The organism is Parabacteroides bouchesdurhonensis (genome assembly GCF_900186615.1).
GTDB lineage: Bacteria > Bacteroidota > Bacteroidia > Bacteroidales > Tannerellaceae > Parabacteroides > Parabacteroides bouchesdurhonensis.
Map to the genome: position 1 here is coordinate 574,781 of NZ_LT896588.1, position 26,628 is coordinate 601,408.

23 protein-coding genes and 4 tRNA genes are annotated in these 26,628 nt (G+C 38.2%); 17 read left to right on the forward strand and 10 right to left on the reverse strand.

All coding sequences use genetic code 11. From position 1 onward, the window contains the following. The first annotated feature begins 3 nt into the window (after positions 1–3). The 4 genes from C1721_RS02510 to meaB all read left to right on the forward strand — a co-directional run bounded on the left by C1721_RS02510 (position 4) and on the right by meaB (position 8,491). Positions 4–5,682, forward strand: a complete 5,679-nt coding sequence (locus C1721_RS02510) for an alpha-2-macroglobulin family protein (protein WP_102406889.1) — start codon at positions 4–6, stop codon at positions 5,680–5,682. Positions 5,683–5,760: 78 nt separating this feature from the next. Continuing rightward, on the forward strand, positions 5,761–6,138 hold the full coding sequence (locus tag C1721_RS02515; RefSeq protein WP_102406891.1) for a DUF1573 domain-containing protein: 378 nt from the start codon (positions 5,761–5,763) through the stop codon (positions 6,136–6,138). 24 nt (positions 6,139–6,162) lie between these two features. Next, complete coding sequence (locus tag C1721_RS02520) at positions 6,163–7,272, forward strand: DUF1573 domain-containing protein (protein WP_102406893.1); 1,110 nt, start codon at positions 6,163–6,165, stop codon at positions 7,270–7,272. 118 nt (positions 7,273–7,390) lie between these two features. Continuing rightward, the gene (gene meaB / locus C1721_RS02525) at positions 7,391–8,491 is read left to right on the forward strand and encodes a methylmalonyl Co-A mutase-associated GTPase MeaB (protein ID WP_102406895.1); all 1,101 of its coding nucleotides are present in this window, start codon (positions 7,391–7,393) and stop codon (positions 8,489–8,491) included. A gap of 78 nt (positions 8,492–8,569) precedes the next feature. On the opposite strand, the gene pfkA is transcribed toward meaB, so the two are convergent. From pfkA to porQ, 4 genes are all read right to left on the reverse strand, one after another. Further along, positions 8,570–9,550, reverse strand: a complete 981-nt coding sequence (gene pfkA / locus C1721_RS02530; RefSeq protein WP_102406897.1) for a 6-phosphofructokinase — start codon at positions 9,548–9,550, stop codon at positions 8,570–8,572. A gap of 100 nt (positions 9,551–9,650) precedes the next feature. After that, positions 9,651–10,520: a 4-hydroxy-3-methylbut-2-enyl diphosphate reductase gene (locus C1721_RS02535; RefSeq protein WP_102406899.1), complete on the reverse strand. Its 870-nt coding sequence runs from the start codon at positions 10,518–10,520 to the stop codon at positions 9,651–9,653. A 12-nt stretch (positions 10,521–10,532) separates the two neighbouring features. After that, on the reverse strand, positions 10,533–11,225 hold the full coding sequence (cmk, locus tag C1721_RS02540; protein ID WP_102406901.1) for a (d)CMP kinase: 693 nt from the start codon (positions 11,223–11,225) through the stop codon (positions 10,533–10,535). 119 nt (positions 11,226–11,344) lie between these two features. Next, positions 11,345–12,346, reverse strand: coding sequence for a type IX secretion system protein PorQ (gene porQ, locus C1721_RS02545; RefSeq protein WP_102406903.1), 1,002 nt, complete (start codon positions 12,344–12,346; stop codon positions 11,345–11,347). Positions 12,347–12,556: 210 nt separating this feature from the next. Between porQ and C1721_RS02550 the strand changes: the two genes are divergently transcribed. The 8 genes from C1721_RS02550 (at position 12,557) to C1721_RS02585 (ending at position 17,729) form a co-directional block, all read left to right on the forward strand. Further along, entirely contained in the window at positions 12,557–13,249 is a 693-nt protein-coding gene (locus C1721_RS02550; protein ID WP_102406905.1) for an energy transducer TonB, read from the forward strand. 82 nt (positions 13,250–13,331) lie between these two features. Further along, the gene (locus C1721_RS02555; protein ID WP_102406907.1) at positions 13,332–14,306 is read left to right on the forward strand and encodes a polyprenyl synthetase family protein; all 975 of its coding nucleotides are present in this window, start codon (positions 13,332–13,334) and stop codon (positions 14,304–14,306) included. Position 14,307: 1 nt separating this feature from the next. Beyond that, entirely contained in the window at positions 14,308–15,093 is a 786-nt protein-coding gene (locus C1721_RS02560) for a TatD family hydrolase (protein WP_102406909.1), read from the forward strand. 149 nt (positions 15,094–15,242) lie between these two features. Further along, a tRNA-Ser gene (locus C1721_RS02565) sits at positions 15,243–15,330 on the forward strand. A gap of 78 nt (positions 15,331–15,408) precedes the next feature. Next, positions 15,409–16,155, forward strand: coding sequence for a MotA/TolQ/ExbB proton channel family protein (locus C1721_RS02570; protein WP_102406911.1), 747 nt, complete (start codon positions 15,409–15,411; stop codon positions 16,153–16,155). 9 nt (positions 16,156–16,164) lie between these two features. Then, positions 16,165–16,638, forward strand: a complete 474-nt coding sequence (locus tag C1721_RS02575) for a hypothetical protein (RefSeq protein ID WP_102406913.1) — start codon at positions 16,165–16,167, stop codon at positions 16,636–16,638. 33 nt (positions 16,639–16,671) lie between these two features. Next, the gene (locus tag C1721_RS02580; RefSeq protein ID WP_102406915.1) at positions 16,672–17,262 is read left to right on the forward strand and encodes an ExbD/TolR family protein; all 591 of its coding nucleotides are present in this window, start codon (positions 16,672–16,674) and stop codon (positions 17,260–17,262) included. Then, positions 17,262–17,729 (forward strand): ExbD/TolR family protein, encoded by a 468-nt coding sequence (locus C1721_RS02585; protein ID WP_102406917.1) that lies wholly within the window; start codon positions 17,262–17,264, stop codon positions 17,727–17,729. Before C1721_RS02580 ends, C1721_RS02585 begins: the two co-directional genes overlap by 1 nt. A gap of 50 nt (positions 17,730–17,779) precedes the next feature. Here C1721_RS02585 and C1721_RS02590 read toward each other — a convergent pair whose 3' ends face one another. Continuing rightward, a complete protein-coding gene (locus C1721_RS02590) occupies positions 17,780–18,325 on the reverse strand; it encodes a GNAT family N-acetyltransferase (RefSeq protein WP_102406919.1) in 546 nt (181 codons plus the stop codon). 144 nt (positions 18,326–18,469) lie between these two features. Here C1721_RS02590 and C1721_RS02595 point away from each other — a divergent pair, with 144 nt between their 5' ends. Beyond that, positions 18,470–18,961, forward strand: a complete 492-nt coding sequence (locus C1721_RS02595; protein WP_102409201.1) for an Lrp/AsnC family transcriptional regulator — start codon at positions 18,470–18,472, stop codon at positions 18,959–18,961. A gap of 314 nt (positions 18,962–19,275) precedes the next feature. Here the strand turns inward: C1721_RS02595 and asnS are convergent, their stop codons facing one another. The 3 genes from asnS to purB form a co-directional block, all read right to left on the reverse strand. Then, positions 19,276–20,682, reverse strand: coding sequence for an asparagine--tRNA ligase (asnS, locus tag C1721_RS02600; RefSeq protein ID WP_102406921.1), 1,407 nt, complete (start codon positions 20,680–20,682; stop codon positions 19,276–19,278). 79 nt (positions 20,683–20,761) lie between these two features. Further along, positions 20,762–22,162, reverse strand: coding sequence for a pseudouridine synthase (locus C1721_RS02605; RefSeq protein WP_102406923.1), 1,401 nt, complete (start codon positions 22,160–22,162; stop codon positions 20,762–20,764). Between the two features lie 61 nt (positions 22,163–22,223). Then, positions 22,224–23,567 (reverse strand): adenylosuccinate lyase, encoded by a 1,344-nt coding sequence (gene purB, locus C1721_RS02610; RefSeq protein ID WP_102409202.1) that lies wholly within the window; start codon positions 23,565–23,567, stop codon positions 22,224–22,226. 166 nt (positions 23,568–23,733) lie between these two features. On the opposite strand from purB, the gene C1721_RS02615 reads away from it, so the two are divergent. Together C1721_RS02615 and C1721_RS02620 are read left to right on the forward strand one after the other, a co-directional pair. Further along, positions 23,734–23,808: transfer RNA gene (locus tag C1721_RS02615), tRNA-Val, on the forward strand. Positions 23,809–23,835: 27 nt separating this feature from the next. Beyond that, a tRNA-Val gene (locus C1721_RS02620) sits at positions 23,836–23,910 on the forward strand. 63 nt (positions 23,911–23,973) lie between these two features. Here the strand turns inward: C1721_RS02620 and C1721_RS02625 are convergent. After that, a complete protein-coding gene (locus C1721_RS02625; RefSeq protein ID WP_102406925.1) occupies positions 23,974–24,408 on the reverse strand; it encodes a DoxX family protein in 435 nt (144 codons plus the stop codon). 115 nt (positions 24,409–24,523) lie between these two features. Beyond that, positions 24,524–24,600: transfer RNA gene (locus tag C1721_RS02630), tRNA-Arg, on the reverse strand. A gap of 222 nt (positions 24,601–24,822) precedes the next feature. Between C1721_RS02630 and asnA the strand changes: the two genes are divergently transcribed. Continuing rightward, positions 24,823–25,860 (forward strand): aspartate--ammonia ligase, encoded by a 1,038-nt coding sequence (asnA, locus tag C1721_RS02635; RefSeq protein WP_102406927.1) that lies wholly within the window; start codon positions 24,823–24,825, stop codon positions 25,858–25,860. 103 nt (positions 25,861–25,963) lie between these two features. Beyond that, positions 25,964–26,626: a uracil-DNA glycosylase gene (locus C1721_RS02640; protein WP_102406929.1), complete on the forward strand. Its 663-nt coding sequence runs from the start codon at positions 25,964–25,966 to the stop codon at positions 26,624–26,626. Positions 26,627–26,628 lie beyond the last annotated feature (2 nt).

A 26,628-nucleotide genomic window follows, 5' to 3' on the forward strand; every position in this document is an offset into this window, starting at 1 on the left:
GATATGAAGATAAGAGCATTTGTTGTCTCAGCCTTGATCCTATGCGGAATATTGGCTGCCGTATTTTACGCCGATGCCAGGCTTTCTACTAACCAAAAGGCTATTAAAGAAGCCATTCAAACACAAAATACACCTTTATTGATTCAATCTTTAATAACAAAGATGAAGGATCAATTAGAGAAAAATGACGACACTTTCCCTGAACTGATTCAGGAAGTGGAAACATATATAAACTCGTGTTCGGATTCGGCATCTACAGCTTTGTTGCATTCTATGGTAGCAGAGATGTATAGCACCTACTATCAGCAAAATCAATGGAATATCAATCAAAGGACAAATCTGGAAGGTTATATCCCCGAAGATATTCGTGAATGGACTACTAACCTATTTACGAATAAAATAAAAGAAGAATTAACCGCTTCTTTGAAACCTGCCCCTTTATTGCAACAAATTCCCATTAGTCAGTATAAGTCTATTTTAATTGTAGGAAAAAGTTCTTCCGAATTGCGTCCTACACTATATGACTTCCTTATTTTCAGAGCCATAAACATACAGCCTTCGGATTCATTCTATCAGGAATTACTGGCTTTTCGTCGTACACAACCAAACAAAAAAGCTTTATTATTAGACGAACTGGCTTATTTATACTATAAATATAGTCAAAATAGAGAGCAAGGACGTTCTCAATATGAAGCAGGACTGGACAATTTGATGAAACAATATGCAGGACAGGATATATCAAATGAAATACGTATTGCCCAAATAGGTTTATTGCAACAAATACCCTATTTTGATATGGAAAGAAATAATATTCAGGATTCATTAAAAGCATTGCAATACAATATATGCCAAGAAGGTATAGCTGAGTTTCCTAATTATAATCGCACCAATGTTTTAAGGAACAAGATCGAACAACTAACCCAGCCCAGCCTGAATACACAAATCAATAAGACGGTTTATCCGGGGAAAGGGATGCAAATCAATATAAAATACACGAATATTTCAAAAATCACTCTATTTATTTATCAAAGCTTACGTTCTCCTGAAAACATATATTCATATTCTAAGACAAAAGATCAGAATAAAAAGACTTTGGGAAAACTCGTAAAAAAAATTGAGTATTCTTTACCTGTACAACTTCCATACATTGAAGCTGATACCAGTTTTATAATACCAATGGAACAGTTAGGATTATATGAATGCGTAGTAACAGCTCCAGGAGAAGCAACCAATATTCCAGGAGAATTTAAAGTACAAAACACTTTCAGTGTCACTCGTTTGGCAACCGTACACCGCAACCTGCCTTCCGGTGAACATGAAATATGGGTAACTGATTATGAAAGCGGAAAACCCATAAAAGACGCAACTATCACTTACTATACCCAAACAAATGGTAATATGAAAACTTTGGGATCCGTAAAAACCAACAAGGATGGTTTAGTGTCAATACCTGCAAACGAAAAAGTAGCAGCTTACCGGGCTACATTCGCAGAAGATACGCAAACTCTCCCAACCTATATATATTCCGGAGGAGTTTATCGCCCGGAAGATAAGAAAAAAACGAATCTATCAATATTTACCGACCGAGGCATATATCGACCTGGACAAACCGTATTTTTTAAAGGCATAGCCTATGTAGAAAGTGTGGACGATCCACATATTCTAGCAGGACAAACATTCACTGTCAGTTTCCGTGATGCTAACAATAAAGAGATAGCAAACAAGACATTAAAAACAAACGAATTCGGATCTTTTAATGGTGAATTTACGATCCCGAAGAACGTATTAAGCGGTAATTTTACGATTAGTTGCAACAATACGAGCGCATTTATACAGGTAGAAGAATACAAACGTCCAACTTTTGAAGTAAAAATAGAACCTTTAAAAGAGGAGATTGCATTTGGGCATCCTATTGTCATTCAAGGAAAAGCGCAAACATTCTCGGGCATCGCATTGCAAACCGGAGAAGTTAGCTGGCGTATCAATAGCAGACCATTCTGGTTTCGAGGAAATATGTTCGGTTACTTTAATTATTCGAGAGAACAAGTTGCCAACGGAACTGCACAATTAGACGATAAAGGTAATTTCACAATTGATTTTACTCCCCAAAAAGAAAAGGGAGAGAATGGACGTCCTTTCTTCCAAAGCTATGAAGTGATTGCTACCCTAACAGACAGCAAGGGAGAAACCCAGGAAGCGAATTATATTTTCTCTGTAGGCGATACCGGTATATTGTTATCGATAGACATGCCGTCTACGATGAATAAAGATTCAGCAAAAGTTTCTGTATTTGCACAGACCATTAACAGGCAAAAAACAGATGCAAACGGGACATTTACCCTCTATGCCTTAACAGATGAACTATCCGATAATTCACAAAGTCGGGGAAATGATCAAACAGGGGAAAAAGTTATTTCCGGTAATTTTTCCACAAATAAACCTCTGCCGGTATCTGTATTTAACAAACTTCCATCAGGACGTTACCGACTGGAGGTAAATACAACAGATAAACTCGGACAAGAAATAAAAGCAGATCAAGATGTTATTTTATACAGTAAGCAAGACAAACGCCCTCCTGTATTCAGCCATACATGGTTAATCAAAGAAAAAACGAGCTGTGTACCGGGGGAAGACGCTTCATTTATTTTTGGCACTTCTGATAAAAAAGCATATATTTTATACGAAATATTCTACAATGGCAGGTGTATTGAACGAAAGCATATTGACATGAATAATGAAAATCGGAATTTCCGTATCCCATTCAAAGAAGAATACGGAAACGGTATCGTTGTATCATTCTCTTTCGTCAAAGAAGGAAAGATGTATGTAACTCAAGTTCCGATAGAACGTAGCAGAGCCGATCAAAAACTTATTATTCACACGGAAACCTTCCGCGATCATTTATTGCCAGGCAATAAAGAATACTGGAAATTCCGCATATTGGACACCGATTCTGTTGCTGTACCCGCAGAGGTATTAGCCAGTATGTATGATCTGTCTCTGGATCAGATCATGCCCTTCAAATGGTCATTCATGCCTGTTTATTTTAACATATTGCAAGCTCCGCGTTTTATAGAAGGTACCGGTTTCAGCACTGATTGGGCATATGAAACAGCTAAAATTAAATGGCTGACAGTGCCCGACTTCCAATATGACCGTCTTGACTGGCAAGGAATATTGAATAGAAGATATCAATTCAATAATGTTTACGGAAACAGAGCTATGGCCGGCGGAATAATGATGAAATCAGCTCCGGCTCCGGCAGAAGAATTAATGGTAGCAGATGATGCCGCTTTGCAAGAATCGGTTGTTCAATCAACAGATACAAACGCAGACATTATGCAGGAAGAGGAAGTTCCCCAAGCTCAAAAGCAAGTTCAGTTACGTGAAAACTTTGCGGAAACAGCTTTCTTTTATCCCGCATTAGTTACCGACACATCGGGTGATGTCGCATTTAGTTTCACAATGCCGGAAAGTAATACAACCTGGAAATTACAGTTATTGGCTCAGACAAAAGGGCTTAAATATGGTTATCTATCCAAAGAGGTTATCACCAGTAAGCCGTTAATGGTATTGCCCAATCTGCCACGTTTTATGAGGCAAGGAGACCAAGTAACAATCAGCACACAGATAATTAACCAATCAGACAAAGAAATAACGGGCCGTGTCAGATTAGAACCTTTTGATCCGGAAAACGATCAGCCGGTTGTTTGTCTGACCAAATCACAAAAACCATTTACCTTGGCGGCTGACAGTATCACCACTGCTCAATGGACAATATCAGTTCCGGAACATATCAATCTGATCGGTTGCCGGATTATAGCAGATTCCAATAATGGTAGCGATGGAGAACAGCATCTCATTCCTATACTTTCCAATCAATTACTGATTACGGAAAGTACTCCGTTCTACTTGTCTGATTCGGGAGAAAAGCAAATTCATCTATCACCAAACAAAGGAATCCAACCTTTCCGCTATACATTGGAACTTAGTGCCAACCCTGTCTGGTATGCCATTCAAGCATTGCCAACGTTGACAGAACCGGATAATGACAATATTCTGTCTTGGTTTGCCTCTTACTATAGCAACACATTAGCAACTCATATTGTACAAACACATCCACGTATCCAGAAAGTTATCAGTTTATGGACAGCACAGGGAGGTGATGCTTCAACATTATTATCTAATCTGGAAAAGAATCAGGAATTAAAGAATATCCTATTGGAAGAGACTCCCTGGGTACTAGCAGCCGATAATGAGACAGAACAAAAACAACGTCTTTCCGTATTGTTTGACCTCAATCGGGCCGCAGGACAACGTGAGGCGGCTTTACAGCGCATATTACAACAACAAAATCCGGATGGAGGATGGAGCTGGTTTAAAGGATTTCCTGGCAGTCGTAACATTACTCTAACTATACTAAAAGGGATGACACAGCTGGTAGAAATGAATGCAGTCCAATATGGTGAACAGGAAAAAAGAATGCAAATCAAAGCACTCAATTTTCTTGACAAAAGTATCCAAAATGACTACGAGCAATTGAAACGATGGAATAAGAATTGGCAAACCAGCCTACCTTCGGCAGAACAAATAGATTATTTATATATCCGTAGCGCCTATCGGGATATTCCGGAATTAGGAAGCGCCCGGGAAGCTATCCGTTTTTATACGGCACAGGCAGCAACTGGTTGGAGTAAAGAATCATTATATAACAAAGGAGAAGTAGCCCTATTAATGTATCGGAACGGAAAAAAAGATGTAGCAAAAGAAATCCTTTCATGGATACGTAAAACAGCAACTATTTCAAACGAAAAGGGTATGTTTTGGGCAAACAACCGTACTGGCAGTAATTATTTCACGTCCGCAATAGATACCCATTGTTTATTAATGGCGGTATTCCACGAAATCTCACCCAACACAAAAGATGCTGATTTAATGAAGCAATGGTTATTAAACCAGAAGCGAACACAAAATTGGCAATCTGTACCTTCTACGATAAATGCAATATATGCCTTATTACTTACCGGAAGTGATTGGTTGAATGAAAATAATACGTGTACCGTTCAATGGGGTGAAAAAACATTCAGTACCACTGACGGAAATACGGCTATAGGATATATAAAAGAGGTAATTCCTCAAAATGAGATTAGCCCGGCAATGAATACTATTACTGTCCATAAAAAGGGAAATACTCCTGCATGGGGAGCTGTTTATAATCAGTATTTCCAGTCCATAAATAAAGTTGACAAGCAAAAGGGAGTGCTAAACGTAGAAAAAAAGTTATTTATAGAAAGTAATAATGGGAAAGGATTGCAGATAACCCCGGTAAGTAAAGAAACACCACTTCACATAGGTGATAAGGTAACAGTCCGTCTGGTTATCCGCAATGACAGGGATATGGATTATGTTGTTTTAAAAGATTTAAGGGCAGGATGTTTTGAACCGGCAGATCAATTATCCGGGGCAGAATATCGGGATGGAGTATGGTTCTACCGATCACCCAAAGACGTTTCTGAGAATTTCTTTTTCAACCGTTTGCCACAGGGTACTTTTGTATTGGAATATTCTGTTTATGTAGTTCGTGAAGGTCAATATGCCGGAGGCATTAGTAGTATTCAATGCCTTTACGCTCCGGAGTTTGTATCACATACCGAAGGAAATATGATAACAGTCTATAATTAATATTAATGGTTAATGGTTCGCCATTAACCATTAATTCTCTATATTTGTCCCATGAACAACATCTAAATAAAAAGAAAGATGAAACAGATTATTTTTATTTTTATGGCAATCCTGCTGACAACAGGGATAGCTTCTGCACAACAGAAAGCTGTAATTTCAGCAGAAGTTACAACTCATGATTTTGGAGATATTAAAGAAGCAAACGGAAAAGTATCTCATACTTTTCAAATTTCAAATACAGGAGATGCACCTCTCGTTATTACCCGTGTAATTGCTTCCTGCGGATGTACTACACCTGAATGGACAAAAGAACCGATTGCTCCCGGCAAAACCGGTGATGTCAAAGTTACATACGACCCAAACGGACGACCTGGTCCATTTGCAAAAACTATTTCTGTTTACAGTAATGGTAAGACAGGCAGTTATATCTTGACCATACGGGGTAATGTAGAATAATAAAAAAGTAAACCAGAGCAAGAGATGCTGAACGTCAAACAGATTGTTTTCATTTTCATTGGCACTGTGCTTTTCGCAACAGCTGAAGCGCAGAACAATGCAAAAATCAATGCTGACGAGTTAACTTATAACTTTGGAAATATTGCCGAAGCTGATGGGTTAGCCAGTCATGTTTTTACAATAAAGAACACAGGTGAAGGTCCGTTGGTCATTACCCGTGTAACAGCGTCCTGCGGATGTACTCAACCGGAATGGACCAAAGAACCGATTGCGGCAGGAAAATCAGGAGAAGTAAAAGTAACCTATAATCCGAAAGGCAGACCTGGTCCATTTTATAAAACAATCTCAATATTCAGTAATGGAAAAAAGGGCAGTTATACACTTGCTATCAAAGGGAATGTAACTCCTAAGCCGGCTACACCGGTATTCACATTCCCCTACTCAATAGGAGATTTAAAGTTGACTTCCAAAACCATTCTATACAATACCGTACGGCCAGACGAAGTATTAGGTGAGAAAATCAGTATTATAAATGACGGAAAGACCTCTCTTACCGTGCATATAGGAAAAGTTCCGCATTACCTGACGGTGGAAACTCATCCGGCCACTTTACAACCGGGAGAGACTGGAGAAATGACGTTTTTATTAGACGCTCAAGCCGCAAAGAAAAAAGGCCGTTTAACAACAGAAGTACCAGTTGAAGTATCCGCTATCAGTCAAAAAGAGGTATCTGGAAAGATTCAAGTAGCAGCAAATCTAATAGATAATTTCACAAAGCTCTCTCCCTCAGAAAAAGTAATGACACCTACTGCCCAACTATCAGGTACCCTATTGGATTTCGGTAAACTTCCGGAAAAAGGAAGTTTCATTCCGTTAATTAAAGCAAAGGTATCCGGAACGTTTGATATTACCAATACAGGAAAAAGCACGTTGATTATCTATAGTGCATCCTGTGATGATGAACGTTTAGACGTGTCCGGAGGTAAAAAAGAAATAAAACCGGGAGAAACGGCGACTTTTAAAGTATCTCTCCGTCCCAGAGAAATAAAAACGAAACTGGAGACTCTTGTGAATATTGTTTGTAATGACCCCAACGGTCCAGTACGATTAATAAAAATAACAGCACAAAAATAAAATGTACCAATATGCCAATGTGGTGCTACTTTGAATATGCCATTAAAGAATTGAACGATTTAGTATTCTTACCGGCATATTAGTTCACTATAAAATTGGCTCATTAAACATTACTGACATGGAACATCCTGAAAATGACAATACATATAAAGGATTAAAAGTAAATCAAGGAGTAAGCGACGTACCCACGGTTAATCCTTATCTAAAAAAACGCCTGCAACGCAAACAATATACTCCTTCCGAATATGTAGAAAATATCTTAAAAGGGAACATTACAATATTAAGCCAAGCTGTCACATTAGTAGAGAGTGCCAAGCATGAACATCAACAACTGGCACAGGAAATTATAGAAAAGTGTTTGCCTTTTGCAGGAAAATCGGTACGTATCGGTATAACCGGTGTTCCCGGAGCAGGTAAAAGTACGTCCATAGACGTATTTGGAATGCACCTGATAAAAGATGGACATAAGTTGGCTGTATTGGCAATAGATCCCAGCAGTGAACGTTCCAAAGGGAGCATTTTAGGAGATAAAACCAGGATGGAAGCCTTATCCAGAGAACAGAACGCATTCATACGTCCTTCTCCATCGGCTGGTTCGTTAGGTGGTGTTGCCAGAAAAACACGTGAGACAATCGTTCTATGTGAAGCTGCAGGATTTGACACTGTATTTGTAGAAACAGTGGGGGTAGGTCAAAGCGAAACAGCTGTTCATTCGATGGTAGACTTCTTCCTTTTAATTCAATTGGCAGGTACAGGTGATGAACTGCAAGGTATCAAACGAGGTATTATGGAAATGGCTGACGGTATCATTATAAATAAGGCTGACGGAGATAATATTGATAAAGCCAATCTGGCCGCAGCTCAATTCCGTAACGCCCTGCACCTTTTTCCTCCTGCTGAATCGGGTTGGTTTCCCAAAGTTTTAACCTATTCCGGATATTACAATGTAGGCATCAAGGAAATATGGGATATGATAGACGAGTACATAAAGTTTACCAAGAAAAACGGATTTTTCTATTGTAAACGGAATGAACAGGCAAAATACTGGATGTACGAAAGTATTAATGATACGTTAAAAGATAAATTCTATCATAATCCTGCTGTAGAAAGCATGCTTGAGGCTACCGAAAAACAAGTACTTAACAATGAACTGAGTTCATTTGTAGCAGCAAAACGGATGATCGATATGTTTTTAGATGAGTTATCTAAAAATAAATAAACAAGTATTCTCCTAAAAATATCCCCTTGCCTATGTGATATAGACAAGGGGATTATTTTTATATGATCTCTTTATAAATCAAATAGAAGCAACACGCAAAGTATTCAGTAAGTCACGATTAATCGGTTTATCATTCTTAATTGCTTTTGAGAACGGAACATAAACTATTTCATCATTCTGGATACCCATCATTACATTTCGCTGATCATCCAGCAGAGCATCAATAGCAGCAACTCCCATACGAGTAGCTAATATACGATCCTGAGCAGATGGAGAGCCACCTCGTTGTAAGTGTCCTAAAATAGATACACGTACATCAAATTGAGGATACTCTTTTTTCACACGTTCAGCAACTCCCATTGCACCTCCCGTTATCTCACTTTCAGCAACCAGCACGATACTACTGTTTTTAGATTTACGAAAACCAGTCTCTATCATTTCTGCCAGTTGGTCTTTTTCCAAAGAAATTTCCGGTATTATAGCAGCTTCCGCTCCTGAGGCTATAGCACCGTTCAATGCTAGAAAACCCGCATCTCGTCCCATAACCTCAACAAAGAATAAACGATCATGAGATGTAGCTGTATCACGAATTTTATCGACACACTCCATAATAGTATTCAATGCAGTGTCATAGCCAATCGTCACATCTGTACCATACAAATCATTATCAATAGTACCCGGCAACCCGATAATCGGAAAATCAAATTCCTGTGCAAAAATACGTGCACCGGTCAAAGTTCCGTCACCACCTATGGCAATCAAAGCATCAATGCCGTGTTCCTTTAATTTATCATAGGCCTGTTTACGACCTTCTGGTGTTTTAAATTCTTCACTACGGGCTGTTTTTAAAATAGTACCGCCACGCTGAATGATATTACTTACATTGGATGTTTTGAACTCTTCAATTTCATCGGTTATCAAACCTTTATACCCACGATATATACCCTTAACTGCTATTCCGTTATAAATAGCGGAACGTGTCACTGCACGAATGGCAGCGTTCATTCCGGGAGCATCACCACCGGACGTTAAAATGCCAATACACTTAACTGCAGACATAGCGTCTTTTTCTTTTTAATATTTGCGGCAAAAGTAGTAAATAAATGGCAACTTGCTTACTTTTTCCACAAAACTTCATATTTTCTTAATCTTTTTATCATCACTTCGCATTCAGTTCCCTAATACGGTCAGCGACCATTTCCATCAACCATTTCGGGGTTGATGTCGCCCCACATACACCAACGCGCTTAACCCCATCCGGTAAAGGTTCTGTAATTTCCTCTACTTCAGAAATAAAAAGGGAATTGGGATTTGCCTTTCTGCATTCTTCAAACAACATTTTCCCATTGGAACTTTTTTTACCGGCAACAAAGTACACCCAATCATGGCTGGATGCGAACGCTTTTATATTTGGCAAGCGATTAGCAACCTGGCGGCAAATCGTATCAAAATATTTAAAAGTTACTTCCTTTGAAATACGTTTTTGTATTTCAGTTACAACTTTTTCAAAACCATCAAGAGATTTTGTTGTCTGAGAAAAAAGACAAATTCCCCTATTAAAATCCAGTTTATCCAAATCTTCTATTTTCTCTACTACAATAGCAGAACCCTCTGTTTGCCCAACTAATCCATTGACTTCGGCATGCCCTTTCTTGCCATAAATTACTAACTGTATATTTTCAGCACGCGTTTCTATATAGCATTTATGTATTTTTCTCTGTAATTGTAAAACAACAGGGCAAGTCGCATCTATGATAGTAATGTTGTTTCTTTCAGCCATCTGATATGTTGAAGGAGGCTCGCCATGAGCACGGAGTAAGACTTTTTTCCCTTTTAACCGGGAAAACTCCTCATGCTCAATAGTATGTAATCCCAATACCCGAAGGCGTTCCACCTCCAAACTATTGTGTACAATATCGCCCAAGCAATATAAGGCATCCGTACTGTGCAATTCCCGCTCAGCACTCTCAATAGCAGTAACCACACCAAAACAAAATCCTGAACTTCTATCTATTTCGACTTCTAACATTTTGTTGATTGATTAAGAACCAACTATATTATGATATTTTTCCAAAAGCCATGCTTTCTGCTCCGGGATAGTCATATACGAATTATCCAGCACCAAAGCATCCTCCGCCTGACGAAGCGGGCCTTCTTCGCGAGTTGAGTCTATCTCATCACGCTCCTTCACATTCGCTAATACGTCTTCAAAAGTCGATTTGAAATCACCTTTCGCCTTCAATTCATCCAAACGTCGTTGCGCTCGTATCACAGGCGATGCCGTTACAAATATTTTCAATTCAGCATCCGGAAACACAACTGTGCCGATATCACGCCCATCCATCACGACGCCTTTCCCTTCACCCATTTTCTGTTGAAGCGGCACCATCGCGTGCCGAACAAAAGGCACAGCGGCAATTCGGCTCACTTTCCCGGCCACCTCCATATCACGTATTTCCTTTTCTACATTCACCCCGTTCAGGTATGTATCAGGACGTCCAGTTTCCGGATTAAAACGTAAAGAAATATGAATATCGTTCATAGAAGATTCCAACTTTTCTTCATCCAGTTTATCATCCGAAAAAAATCCTTGTTGAATACTATATAACGTAACTGCTCTATACATAGCACCGGTATCTATATATGTATATCCTATCTCTTTTGCCAAGTCTTTCGCCATCGTGCTTTTCCCACACGAAGAAAAACCATCTATCGCTATAACAATCTTTTTCATTACTCGGTTATTATTAATCAGATTACAAATGTACAAAATTCCAGGCAGATAAAGATAAACCGGCTAATGGCTTATCTTTTATATTTTAGTTTGAACAAAACGGAGTAGTAAATTTGTTTTTAGTTCTTAAAGTCCTCCAAAGTCATAGAAAGGCTCAACATTAATGACAATGCAGAAGGGTTATATTTGGCAAGAGAAACACCCACGTCAAACATCTTGATCTTTACTCCGGCACCAGCAGAAAAGCCGGATAAGGCTCCCCCTCCATCCCGTAATTTCATATCCATGCAAGTTTTTGGATTAAACCCAATTCCTAGCCAGAAGTTCTCAGAAGGAATATAATCTACCCCTATCACCAAATGCTTAGCAAAAGCTTGAAAAAAATTATCACCTTTATACTCACTATCCGAATCATCAATATAATCAAACTTCCAACGATTCAAATACATTGCAGTCAAAGACAAACGTATCGGCGCATGTGCCATCTTTTTACTAATACCGGCCTGAATATCCCAGGGCATCTTCTGACGTTTATTATCATACGGCTTTAACTGAGCACCGATGTTTTTTAAAGTAATGCCGACTGAAAAGTCTTTCTCGGAATTATAGTAGCTAAGACCGGCATCTACACACAATCCGATAGAAGTATAATCCGCAATTGAAGAATATAAGAATTTAAGAGAAAGCCCGCCTCTCCACCTTTCATTCAAATCGTGAGAGAAAAAGCCCATTACACTAATATCTTTTGCGGAAAAATCACCTATTATCTGATTTTGGTCTGTAGTTTCTTTCATATTTCCGTTGCTAAAGAAGGAAGCCCCTATTCCCCAAGCACTTCTTTCTTTGAAAGCCTTTGTAAAAAGAGCACTTCCTACATTTATATCAGATATATAATTCATATAATTAAGATTAATCATTCCATCCATTTCAGCACCAAGCAATGCCGGATTATGAAAGATCAATGAAGGATCACGTTCTACCAAAGAAACCGTATTTCCACCTAAAGCATTTGCCCTGGCAGAGTTCGGAATCCGAAGAAAATTAAAGACTTCACTTCCATCTTGTGCCACAGCTGAGCCGGATAAAACAGAAATGAGCAGTACAAACAGTATATTTCTCATAAATTTTTCAACAAAAATCGCTCAAAGATACATTAATTCCGAAAAATGTTTTTACTTTACGTCCGCAAATCCGGATTATACCAAATACCAGACGAGAATATATTTCATATTATCAGAAACGGAAAAAATCTCAAAAAGGTATACAACATATAAAATAATTCGTATTTTTGCACGAGTACTGGAAAACACATATTTATAACAAATAAACATATGGAAATTAAGAAATCACCTAAAGCAGACCTGGAAAAAGGTAAATCAATGAATATCCTTATGGGATTCGTTGTTGGTTTAGCTGTTCTGTTTGTTGGCTTTGAATGGGGAAGCCGAGACGTCCAGGTAGCTCAAGCGAGTGATCAGGTATCTGACATCATCGCAGAAGAGGAAATTGAAATCACGAGGCCGGAGAATACGCCTCCTCCACCTCCTCCACCCCCAGCACCGGTAGTAGCAGATGTTCTGCAAGTTGTTGATGACGATGTTGAGTTGGAACAACAAGATATTTTATCAAGTGAAGACAACCAGATGGATGCGCAACAGCAGACTTATGTTCCGCCAGCAGTAGTTGAAGAAGAAGAAGAATCCGCACAACAAATCTTTACTGTTGTAGAAGAAATGCCTAAATTCCCGGGCGGCGACAGTGAATTACTAAAATATATTGGTAAATCGCTTAAATATCCGGTTATTGCCCAAGAAAATGGTATTCAAGGACGTGTAATTTGTTCTTTCGTTGTAAACCGTGACGGATCTATCGTTGATGCAGAAGTTGTTCGTGGTGTAGACCCATCTTTGGATAAAGAAGCACTTCGTGTGATCAATACCATGCCTAAATGGACTCCTGGAAAACAGAGAGGTAAACCTGTACGTGTTAAATATACAGTGCCTATCACATTCAGATTGAATTAGTATACATTTTTAATAATATAAAAAAAGGCTGCTGTTAATATGCAGCCTTTTTTATTGCCAATTCACTTTTAATAATAGATCCATGTTATCATTCAGTAATATCCTACAAAGAATAGAAACGGAAATATCCCTGTTACAATTCAATTATCCCCCTAAAAGTCTCTATGATCCGATTGAATACATTTTATCACTTGGAGGAAAAAGAATTCGCCCGGCATTGACATTAATGGCTTGTAATATCTATAACAACTCAATAGAAAATGCCATAAAACCGGCATTGGGGCTGGAAGTGTTCCACAACTTCACGCTGCTACACGACGACTTAATGGATGAGGCAGACAAAAGAAGAAACAAACCGACAGTTCATAAAGTATGGAATGCAAACACGGCTATTTTATCCGGCGACGCCATGCTTATTGCAGCCTATCGGTTAATAGGAGAAACCGAATCAACACATTTAAAAGAAATACTGGATCTATTTACCGTAACGGCTCTTGAAATATGCGGAGGACAACAGTATGATATGGAGTTTGAATCTCGTATGGACGTAACAGAAAACGAGTATATTGAAATGATCCGGTTGAAAACGGCCGTATTATTGGCATGTTGCCTCAAGACTGGAGCAATATCAGGAGGCGCCCCGGAAAACGATGCTGAACTTTTATATCAATTTGGTATCCACATCGGTCTGGCTTTCCAACTACAAGACGATTTACTTGATGTATATGGAGACACTGCTACATTTGGTAAAAATATCGGAGGAGATATTTTATGCAATAAAAAGACATTTCTGCTTATTAATGCCCTAAACAATGCCTCCGAAAAACAAAAGGAGACTATGAAAAACTGGTTCGCCAAAACGACATTCGAACCGGAAGAAAAAATTGCAACTTTTACATCTATATATAACGACTTAAATTTAAAAGCTCTTACAGAAGCAAAAGTTCAGTACTATTATAATGAAGCAATGAAATGCCTTGAACAATTGAGCATTTCAACAGATAAATTATGTGTATTGAAAGATGTATGTGATCATTTAATGAATCGGCAATCATAACATGAAATTAATAGATACCCATAATCATTTATATTTAGAGGACTTCGATCCGGAACAAGACTCTTTAATCCAAGCTGCTAAAAATTCAGGCATCGATACATTGCTTCTCCCCAATGTAGATTTAACCACCATAGACCGAATGCTTGAATTATGCGATAAATATCCAGATTTTGCTTTTCCGATGATGGGCCTTCATCCTACAAGTGTAGACAACAATTATACCGATTCTTTAAAAAAGATAGAATCCCATTTGGGAAAACGTCCTTATTGTGCCATCGGAGAAATTGGCATTGATTTATATTGGGATAAAACCTATCTGAAAGAACAGAAAATTGTACTGGAAGAACAATTACAATGGAGCATTGATTTAAATCTCCCCGTGGCTATTCATACACGTGAAGCTTATACGGAAGTTCTGGAATGTATATATAAGATTGGAGCAGACAAATTGAAAGGAGTATTTCATAGTTTTACCGGAACGGAGAAAGAATTGGAAGAAATAAAGAAATTACCGGATTTTAAACTTGGAATAAATGGCGTTATTACATTTAAAAATTCGAAACTGGCAGAAACAATAAAAAAAACGACTATTAATCATATCGTTTTAGAGACAGACGCGCCCTATTTGGCCCCTGTACCTTACAGAGGTAAAAGGAATGAGCCTACCTATATATGGAAAACGGCCGAAAAGGTATCGGAAACATACGGTTTAACGCTGGAAGAAACCGTTTTGGAAACCCGGAAAAACGCCTTAAACATATTTAAAAGCGTTAATAAGTTAATATAGCTATATATTTTCACAGAGAATCAAAATTTATTTCTTTGATATTGCGTAAATGTCAAGCAAAAACTATAGATTTGTGCACTGAAACGTTTGCATATGGGAATTTTTTCGTATTTTGCGCTCGTTTTGAGAGGAGATAGAAGCTCTGTTTTGGAGAGATGCTCGAGTGGTTGAAGAGGCACGCCTGGAAAGCGTGTATACGCCTAAAGTGTATCGCGGGTTCGAATCCCGCTCTCTCCGCAATAAAAAACCATGATTATTAACAGTAAACAATAAAAACAAATAAGAGAATTATTAATCTTAAAAATTAAACACACAATGAAAAAGTTATTTGCAAAAGCATTCTTGGGTTTATGTGCCCTCGGAACTTCTACCGTAGCATTCGCGCAGGAAGCTGCAGATGCAGCTCAACCTGCTATTGAAGGAGGTATGTATCAAGCATTGAAGACAAAATTTATCGAAGGTGGTGCAGACTTCATGAGTTTGGTAGCTATCGCTTTAATTTTTGGTTTGGCTTTCTGCTTAGAAAGAATTATCTATCTTAATCTAGCTGAAACAAACTCTAGCAAATTATTGAAAGGTATTGAAGATGCTTTGGATAAAGGTGACGTTGAAGCTGCTAAAGCTATTGCACGTGACACAAGAGGCCCAATCGCTTCTATTGCATATCAAGGTTTGATGAGAATAGATCAGGGTATAGACGTTGTTGAGAAATCAATCGTTTCTTATGGAGGTGTTCAAGGTGGTCTTTTGGAAAAGAACATGTCTTGGATTACATTGTTTATCGCAATGGCTCCGTCATTAGGATTCTTGGGAACAGTTGTTGGTATGGTTATGGCATTCGATAAAATCGAACAGGTTGGTGATATCAGCCCGACGGTTGTTGCCGGTGGTATGAAAGTTGCCTTGATCACAACTGTAGGTGGTTTGGTTGTAGCTTTGATTCTTCAGGTATTCTATAACTATTTGTTGAGCAAATTGGAAGCAATCCTAAACCAAATGGAAGATGCTTCAATTACTTTACTTGACATGGTTATTAAATACAACCTTAAATTCAAAAAATAATTTAGACTTATGGCTGTTACAAAAATAAGAAAAATATCCAGCTGGACTTTACTGATATGCACTCTTATCAGTATCGTTATTTTGGGTATGTTTTATGCCGGAGGAATCGTAGATCCTTCAGCAGAGATGAAAGAGCCTATTTATACAGGCTTATTGATTGACTGGATTTATGTTATATTTATAATAACTGCTATAAGCACAGTAATTTTTGCTCTGTGGCAATTCATTTCTTTGTTAAAAGCAAGTCCTAAATCAGCAATCGCATCATTAATTGTCCTTGTATTTTTTGCTGCATTGTTCTTCATTACCTATTCAATAGGAGATCCTACCCCTTTGAAAGGTTTGAATGCGGATTCTCAAGATTACAACATTCCTTTTTGGCTGAAAGTTACTGACATGTGGATTTATTCAACCATTACTTTGGTTGTTTTAATCATCCTTTCAGTTGTAGCAGGATCTGTTAAAAGAATTCTAAACAAATAAGTAATAACGAATCGATAAAAACAAAAAAGCTATATGGCAAGAAAAAAGAGAAAAGTTCCTGCAATGAATGCGACTTCTTCAGCCGATATTGCTTTCATGTTGCTTATCTTCTTCCTTATTACTACTTCCATGGATACAGATAAAGGTTTAGCAAGACGTTTGCCACCTCCTGTTCCAAAAGATCAGAAAAGTGAAGATGTTGATATCAAAAAAAGGAATCTGCTTGCAATCTTAATTAATAGCAACAACCAGATTCTTTGCGGTGACCAGTTCATTGATATCAAGCAACTGAAAGATAGGGTTAAAGAATTCATTGACAACCCATACAACGACGAGCATAAACCTGAAAAGATAGAAGTTGACGTTCCATTTTTTGGAAAACAAATGGTAACGAAAAACCATATCATCTCGTTGATGAACGACCGTGGTACGGAATATCAAGCATACATTGACGTTCAAAATGAACTGGCAAAAGCTTACAACGAATTGAGAAATGATGTTTCTCAAAAGAAATTCGGCAAAGCTTTCGCTGATTTGGATGATGATCAACAAAAGGCAGTGCAGATGATTTATCCGCAAAAGATATCTGAAGCAGAACCTAAAAATTATGGAGATAAAAAGTAATGGGAAAGTTTAGTAAAGCAGGCGGTCGTGAAATGCCTGAATTGAATACATCATCATTACCTGACTTAGTATTTGCTTTCTTGTTCTTCATCATGATGGTAACAACCATGCGTGAAGTAACGTTGAAAGTAGTATTTAAGGCTCCTCAAGCAACTGAGCTTCAAAAACTGGAAAAGAAATCGTTGGTGACATTCATCTATGTAGGTCAGCCAACTCCGGACTTGAAAGCGAAGATGGGTTCTGAAACGCGTATTCAGTTAAATGACGCATTTGCTGAAACATCAGAGATTCAGGATTACATTGCACAGGAGAAGTCAAGTATGAAAGAAGAAGATCAGCCGTATATGACAGTATCCATCAAAGCTGATAAAAGCACTAAGATGGGTATCATTACTGACATCAAACAGGCCCTTCGTGAAGCATACGCATTGAAGATTAGCTATTCTGCCGCACAACGCGTAGAATAAGCGCTAATTATAATAAACAAAAAAGCGTGGTCTTAAAGCCACGCTTTTTTTTATTTATCATAGACATATTTGTGAATATTGTTTCTCACTGCCTCAAAACTATTAGTAAGATTGATATTACCGTAGCTCATTAAACGCATCTCAATTGAAGGCTCGCCTGAACGATAAGGAGGCTGAAAATAAACATGATTATCCAATGTAAACCCTAAACGTTCATAGAAGCCAATCCTCCGTTTACTCATTTCCTCAACAGGCAATTCAACTTCCAACACTACCGGTAACTGACAACCATTAAGAAATTGGCTCAGAACCTTTGCTCCTATTCCACCATTCCGGGCACTCTCATCTATTGCAAAGTGTTCAATATACATAAAGTCTGCAAAACTCCAGGCTGTAATAAAACCGACATAGACATCATTTCTAAACACTGCATAAACCTTAAAAGCCGGATTATTTTTAATCAATTCACGTACTAATATAAAAGCCCTTCTTTCGCTTTCAGGGAAAGAATCGTTATACGTTTTTTCCACTTGATTCAAAACGGAATCCGAAGAATCTCCAACGGACTTACAGACTATTATTTGATTTGCATTCATAAAATTATATATTCATATTAATGATAATGACAACTTTCAATATCAAATATTAAATGAATAAATATAGGCTATTTATCATATAATATCTATATTTGTATCAAATTGAAGAAAAAAGCAATTTCTATATACAAATATAATCAATTTATGGCACACCATCAACTGGATGAATTAGACGAAAAAATCCTTAAATTAATCATAGGAAATGCACGCATGCCATTTCTCGAAGTAGCCAGAGAATGCAATGTCTCCGGAGCAGCAATTCATCAACGGATTCAAAAATTAACAAACCTGGGAGTTATAAAAGGCTCTGAATTTATTGTGGATAACACAAAGGTTGGATACGAAACATGTGCGTACATGGGATTATTCCTGAAATCTCCCGGTCAATTCCCTACAGTAACAGAAGCATTGAAAAACATTCCGGAAGTCGTAGAATGCCATTATACAACAGGGCAATACGACTTATTTATAAAAATATATGCCAAGAACAACCAGCATTTACTAAGCATCATTCACAACAAATTACAACCATTGGGTCTGGCCCGTACAGAATCATTGATTTCTTTCAAGGAAGCTTTCAAAAGGCAAATTCCAATTGATTTGGAAGAAGAGGAAGAACAAGGTGTTTCGTTTTAAATAAGCAGCCCTTCAGATTTTAACAGATTTACACATAAACCGTTAAGCGTATTATTCTATAATAATCAACCGTTTAGCACTAAAGCACAATGGTTAAAAAATCGGAAATATGTTAATTTGAGATACGGCTTTCTTCATTCGTTTTTAAAAGAGCTGACTTTTGAAACAAAAAGTCCCGTCTTAACACTTCAAAAGAGCAGACCTTTGAAATGTTAAGACGGGACTTTTAAGTTCAAAAGATAGCTCTTTTTTACGTCTTCGTCCGCATATGATTTCCTAAAGCGCCCGGATTTAACCAGACAGGTTTTAATCTATTAAAACTCAGCGTTATTCGGTGTACGAGGGAATGGTATTACGTCACGTATATTAGCCATACCTGTAACAAATAACAACAAGCGTTCAAATCCCAATCCAAAACCAGAGTGGGGAACTGTACCGAAACGGCGTGTATCCAGATACCACCACATGTCTTTCATCGGAATGCCTAATTCCTCAATACGAGCCATCAGCTTTTCATAATCCGCTTCACGTTCGGAACCACCAATAATCTCTCCAATTTTAGGGAACAGCACATCCATTGCCCGTACAGTCTTTCCGTCTTCATTTTGCTTCATGTAAAAAGCTTTGATTTCCTTCGGATAGTCAGTAAGGATAACCGGACGTTTGAAATGATCTTCAACCAGGAAGCGTTCGTGTTCAGAAGCCAGATCGACACCCCAATATACAGGAAACTCAAACTTATGCCCTTTCGCTACCGCTTCTTCAAGTATCTTGATTCCTTCCGTATAAGACAAACGGACAAATGAGTCTTTCAGTACACCTTCCAGACGGGAAATCAATTCCTTATCGAACATATCGTTTAAGAATTTGATATCTTCCATACAATTATCCAAAGCCCATTGTACACAATATTTAATGAACTCTTCGGCTAATTCCATATTGTCTGCAATATCATTAAAAGCAACCTCCGGCTCAATCATCCAGAATTCAGCCAAATGGCGCGGGGTATTCGAATTTTCTGCCCGGAACGTAGGACCAAACGTATAAATCTGGCCCAAAGCTGTAGCAGCCAATTCACCCTCTAATTGTCCGGAGACAGTCAGGCTTGCCTGCTTGCCAAAAAAATCGTCATCATAAATGATAGAACCGTTTTCATCTTTTTTCAAGTCATACAAATTCTTTGTCGTAACCTGAAACATCTGTCCGGCACCTTCACAATCGGAAGCTGTAATAACCGGAGTATGGAAATAAAAAAAGCCTTTATCATGAAAGAACTTATGGATAGCATAAGCCATATTGTGGCGGATACGGAATACGGCACCAAATGTATTTGTGCGCAGACGCAAATGAGCAATCTCACGTAAGAATTCCATCGAATGCCCCTTTTTCTGCAATGGGTATGTAGCAGGATCAGCCGCTCCGTAAATCTCAATCTCGGTAGCCTGAATTTCTACACTCTGTCCTTTTCCTTGAGATTGCGTCAAAATACCGTTTACATTGATACTGGCTCCCGTAGTAATTGGTTTCAGAAACTCGTCGCCCAACTTATCTACATCCACAACGATCTGAACATTATTGATTGTAGATCCGTCATTCAAGGCAATAAAGTTCACCTGTTTACTACCACGGCGGGTACGCACCCATCCTTTTACGTTCACAGTTGTCCCAAAAGCATCACTTTTCAGTACATCTACAATTTTTGTTCTTTTAATTGTTTCCATCTGTATCGTTTTTTCTAAAAAGAATATTTTTATAAAAAGTTAGCCGGTCACATTGTAAACCGGCTAATTCTGAATTTATTTATTCGAAAGCTCCCATTCGAAGAGCGTTCACTTCTCTTTCATTCAGATAACGCCATTTGCCGCGACTCAAATTTTTCTTCGTCAGACCGGCAAAATAAACACGGTCAAGTTTCGTTACGTGATATCCAAGAGATTCAAAAATACGGCGAACAATACGGTTACGGCCCGAATGAATTTCTATACCAACCTGACTTTTATCGTCCTCGCTGGCATAACTGATTGCATCTGCATGAATTTCACCATCTTCCAGTTCCAATCCATTTGCAATCTTCTCCATATCTTCTATAGTTACGTTTTTATCTAACCATACATGATAGATCTTTTTCTTTTTAAATGACGGATGTGTCAATTTAGAAGCAAGATCACCGTCGTTAGTCAGTAACAAAACTCCTGTCGTATTACGATCTAAACGACCTACCGGATAAATACGTTCTTGACAAGCATTCTTTACCAAGTCCATAACCGTAAGGCGTTCTTGAGGATCATCCGAAGTAGTAACACAGTTTTTAGGTTTATTCAAAACGATATATACCTTACTTTCTATCTGTACAGGACGATCATGGAACATTACTTTATCTTGACGAGTGATTTTTGTTCCCAATTCCGTTACGACTTCATCGTTTACTCTTACTACACCTGCCTGAATAAATTCGTCCGCTTCACGGCGTGAGCAAACACCAGCATTCGATAAGAATTTATTTAAACGAATCGGTTCATTCGGATCAGCCAATACTTCCTTATACTTTAATTGTTTCTGGAAGCTATATTTAGCATTCGGATTATAATTATTACCGCCAGGACGACGATAATTATTATTCGGACGTCTGTTGTTGTTATATCCTCTTCCATAAGAAGGTCTGCCGCCACCACGATTATCATAGTTGTCGTATGAATTTACACGACTATCTCCTACGCGTGGTCTTCTTTTCTTCATTCCGTCACCCATACCTTCACCTGAAGGAGATGCAGAGTATGCACGCATCGGTCTGTCTTCATCATAACCAGATCGAGACGGACGGCTCATCCGTTGATCATTTCCATATGATGGACGGTCATTACCATAAGATGAACGATTGTTCCCATAGGAAGGGCGATTATATCCTCCTTCACGGGAATAATTTCCATCACGATATCCCCCTTCACGATTATCATAAGAACGGGGACGACTTGGACGCTCACCATACGACGAGCGGTTATCTCCGTAAGAAGATCTACTATAACCACCTCTGTCATCCCTAACAGGACGATTATACGATCTTCTTTCATAGTTACCATCAGGTCTGTTATACCCCTGATTGTAAGGTCTTCTTTCACCTTCCTGGTTTGTGTTTTCCCGTCTGATACTTGGTATCACTTTTCTTGGACGTGGCTGAGATTCATCTCTTTCTTCTGTACTCATTGTTGTAAATTAAATAATAATTAACTAATTGGTAGCCTCACGGCCACCAATAACACTTTCACTAAATACCTGTATAATTATGCGGCGTTATCGCCTTTAATTCTTGCTTTATTTTATCATTAACCTGCAACGTATCAATAAATTCGGAAATTGATTGTTTTGTAATAGCTTCGTTTGTACGCGTAAGTGCCTTTAAGGCTTCATAGGGCTTCGGATATCCTTCACGACGCAGAATAGTTTGTATACCTTCTGCAACAACAGCCCAACATTTATCCAAATCTTTAGCCAGAGCATCTTCGTTTAATAACAATTTACCTAAACCTTTTGTTAAGCTTTTACATGCAATTTCTATATGCGCCATAGGCACACCCACATTTCGAAGGACTGTAGAATCCGTCAAATCACGTTGCAGACGAGATACAGGTAGTTTGGTAGCCAAATGTTCCAATATAGCATTCGCCATACCTAAATTACCCTCCGCATTTTCAAAATCAATCGGATTTACCTTATGGGGCATAGCAGACGATCCAACCTCACCGGCCTTAATCTTCTGTTTGAAATATTCCATTGAAATATATTGCCAGAAGTCACGATTTAAATCAATCATAACCGTATTGATACGCTTCATCCCATCAAAAATAGCAGCCAGATTATCATAATTTGAAATCTGAGTCGTCCATTGTTCACGCTGTAAACCTAAAACATCATTTACAAATCTATTTCCGAATGCTCTCCAGTCATATTCCGGATAAGCAACATGATGAGCATTAAAATTACCTGTTGCACCTCCGAATTTCGCAGAAACGGGAATCGCTTTCAGCAATGCTAATTGCTGTTCCAGACGGTAAACAAAAACCATAACCTCTTTACCCAAGCGTGTAGGAGAAGCAGGCTGACCATGCGTTTTGGCCAACATTGGTATGTTAATCCATTCCTTTGCATACTTTTTTAAAGTATCAATTATATCTTGGATTGCCGGATAATAAATATCATTCATTGCCTCCTTTAATGAAAGAGGTACGGATGTATTATTTATATCTTGCGAAGTCAGTCCGAAATGTATAAACTCATGATATTTTTCTGCAAGAAAATTATCTGTTTTTTCTTTAATGAAATATTCTACAGCCTTTACATCGTGGTTCGTAACGCTTTCAATTTCTTTTATTCGAAGCGCATCCTCTTCCGAGAAATCAACATATACCTTCCGTAGTTCAGCTTTAATTTCAGGAGTATTCAGTTCTCCTAATTGAGGAAGAAACTCCGACAAAGCAATAAAATACTCTATCTCTACCCGCACTCTATACTTGATGAGTGCATACTCTGAAAAGTAAGCTGCAAGGTTTTCAGCTTTATTTCTATACCGCCCGTCTACAGGCGAAATCGCAGTCAATGTCGAAAGTATCATATACATTATTAATATAGAGCTGCAAAGGTAATGTATTTATACGTAAAAATGGAGGATTAGGAAGTTTTTTTAATTTTTCCCATCAAAAGTTTGGAGGGAATGAAAAAACCTGTATCTTTGCACCGTCTTAAAGAGATAGGACATAGCACAATAATGTACAGTGAAAGGGCGTTTAGCTCAGCTGGTTCAGAGCATCTGCCTTACAAGCAGAGGGTCGGCGGTTCGAATCCGTCAACGCCCACTCTTTCACAATTCCATAACAAAATTTGGGCGTTTAGCTCAGCTGGTTCAGAGCATCTGCCTTACAAGCAGAGGGTCGGCGGTTCGAATCCGTCAACGCCCACAAAAAAATAGAAGTCCGTTAGTCAAAAGATTAACGGACTTTTTTATTTCTATATTATCTTCTCTATTTCTTTGATATAGACACAGAGATTATCCTGTCTACAGAAAATTTACCCGGCCCGGTTATATACATAAAGATAAACACCATTAAATAAATAAAAGCCAATTCTTTCACAGCAAACGCATCATTTCCATGAATAACAAAAAATGCCATACACATGGTAAATAACATTGGTATCATTGCCAAACGATATAAAGCTCCTAATATAAATCCCATAGAACAAACTAATTCGCCAAAAATGGCAAGACCTAATGAAACATTACTTCCTACCCCCAGAGGGTCAGGGAAAACGGCAGACATTTCTGCATAATTAGTCAATTTCTGAAGACCATGAGTCAATAACAAGCCACCAAAAAGGATACGCAATGCCAATAATAACAAAGAAATCGCTGCACCATCCGGTTTCAACGGAAATAAAAATCTATATATCGCCAACATACTATATTAATTTTATAATAATTACTTACTTATTTATATAACAAGAAGGGTAAATAAAAAGTTTGACAAAGCATAAAAAAAAGTCCAATAAATCAATGATTTAAAGGACTTTCTTTGGTGACTCGGGTGGGACTCAAACCCACGACCTTCAGAACCGGAATCTGACGCTCTATTCAACTAAGCTACCAAGCCAAACACTGTGCAAAAGTAAACATAATCTCTCACTAAAGCAAGCCGTCCAACAAAAGAGTTTATCTTATCCTTTTCACGCCTCCCAATATTCAATTCTGATATTTTGCTCATACTAGAAACAAATATACTTCCATTTTGCAAATAAAAACAAGCCCAATTTGTTATTTTGCCATTAATTATTATCTTTGTCGTTCACAACTTAGAAACAAAATACAACAAGATATGAGCTATTTAATTAAACCAACAGGATACAATGCCTTACTCAATCTGTCTCAAACGGAGATGGGAATAAAAAAAATCAAAGACTTTTTCCAACAAAATCTTTCATCCGAGCTTCGTCTACGCCGCGTAACGGCCCCTTTATTCGTACTAAAAGGAATGGGTATCAACGATGATCTAAACGGGACAGAAAGGGCTGTTACATTTCCGATTAAGGATTTAGACGATTCTAAAGCAGAAATCGTACATTCACTTGCCAAATGGAAAAGACTCACTTTAGCAGATTACCATATTGAAGAAAGCTACGGAATATATACAGATATGAATGCAATCCGTTCCGACGAGGAATTAGGAAACCTTCATTCATTATATGTAGACCAATGGGATTGGGAACGTGTAATGAAAGAAGATGAACGGAATCTCGATTTTCTAAAAGAAATTGTGCGACGCATATACGCAGCAATGGTAAGAACCGAATATCTGGTCTATGAAATGTTTCCACAAATCAGGCCTACACTTCCCCAACATATTCATTTCATACATTCTGAGGATTTATTACAAAAATATCCTACCTTTACAGCAAAAGAACGTGAAGATGCTATTGCGAAAGAATATGGGGCCGTGTTCATCATTGGTATTGGCTGTCCTTTAAGTGATGGAAGGAAACACGACGGACGTGCGCCGGATTACGATGATTGGTCTACTATTGCAGAAAACGGACAAGTTGGACTAAACGGAGATCTTTTGGTTTGGGATGATGTCCTTAACCGTTCCATGGAACTTTCATCCATGGGAATACGTGTAAACAAAGAAGCTTTATTACGTCAGCTGGCAATCTGCAATGCAGAAGAAAGGAAAAGCCTCTATTTCCATAAACGCCTATTAAACGGTGAACTTCCGCAAAGTATAGGTGGAGGCATCGGTCAGAGTCGTTTATGTATGTTCTACCTTCGCAAAGCGCATATTGGAGAAATACAAGCAAGCATTTGGCCTGAAGAGATGCGAAAAGAAGCAAAATCCGCAGGAATGCATCTTATATAAAAGACAGTGAACAATTGACAGTTTAGTTGTTGCTAAGAAGTCAAATCATTAGCTGTCAACTAAACTGTCAATTGCCAATTATAAACTGTCAATTAATAAAGTTATGGATGTAAAAATAGAACAAAGTTGGAAAGAACGCTTAGCTCCGGAATTTGAAAAAAACTATTTCAGAGAACTAACCGATTTCGTAAAATCAGAATACAAACAATCCACAGTCTATCCTCCGGGGCCACACATCTTCAGCGCTTTTGAGCATTGCCCTTTTGATCAAGTCAAAGTTGTTATTTTGGGACAAGATCCTTATCACGAACCCAAACAAGCTCATGGTCTATGTTTCTCCGTACAAGACGGGACACCATTTCCTCCGTCTCTCATCAATATATTCAAAGAAATACATGACGATTTAGGAAAGCCTATACCAACAAGTGGAAATTTATTACGTTGGGCCGACCAGGGTGTATTGTTATTAAACGCAACCTTAACAGTACGTGCGCACCAGGCAGGTTCACACCAAAACAAAGGCTGGGAAACTTTTACCGATGCAGTTATTCACAGTCTGGCTACCGAGCGAAATCATATTGTCTATATTTTATGGGGATCATACGCCCAACGTAAAGGAGCATTTATTGACGCTTCACGTAATCTTATACTTAAATCGGCACATCCATCCCCACTCTCCGCATTCCGTGGATTTTTCGGAAACAAACATTTTAGTAAAGCAAATGATTATCTGATAGCTACCGGACAAGAACCTATCGATTGGTAGGT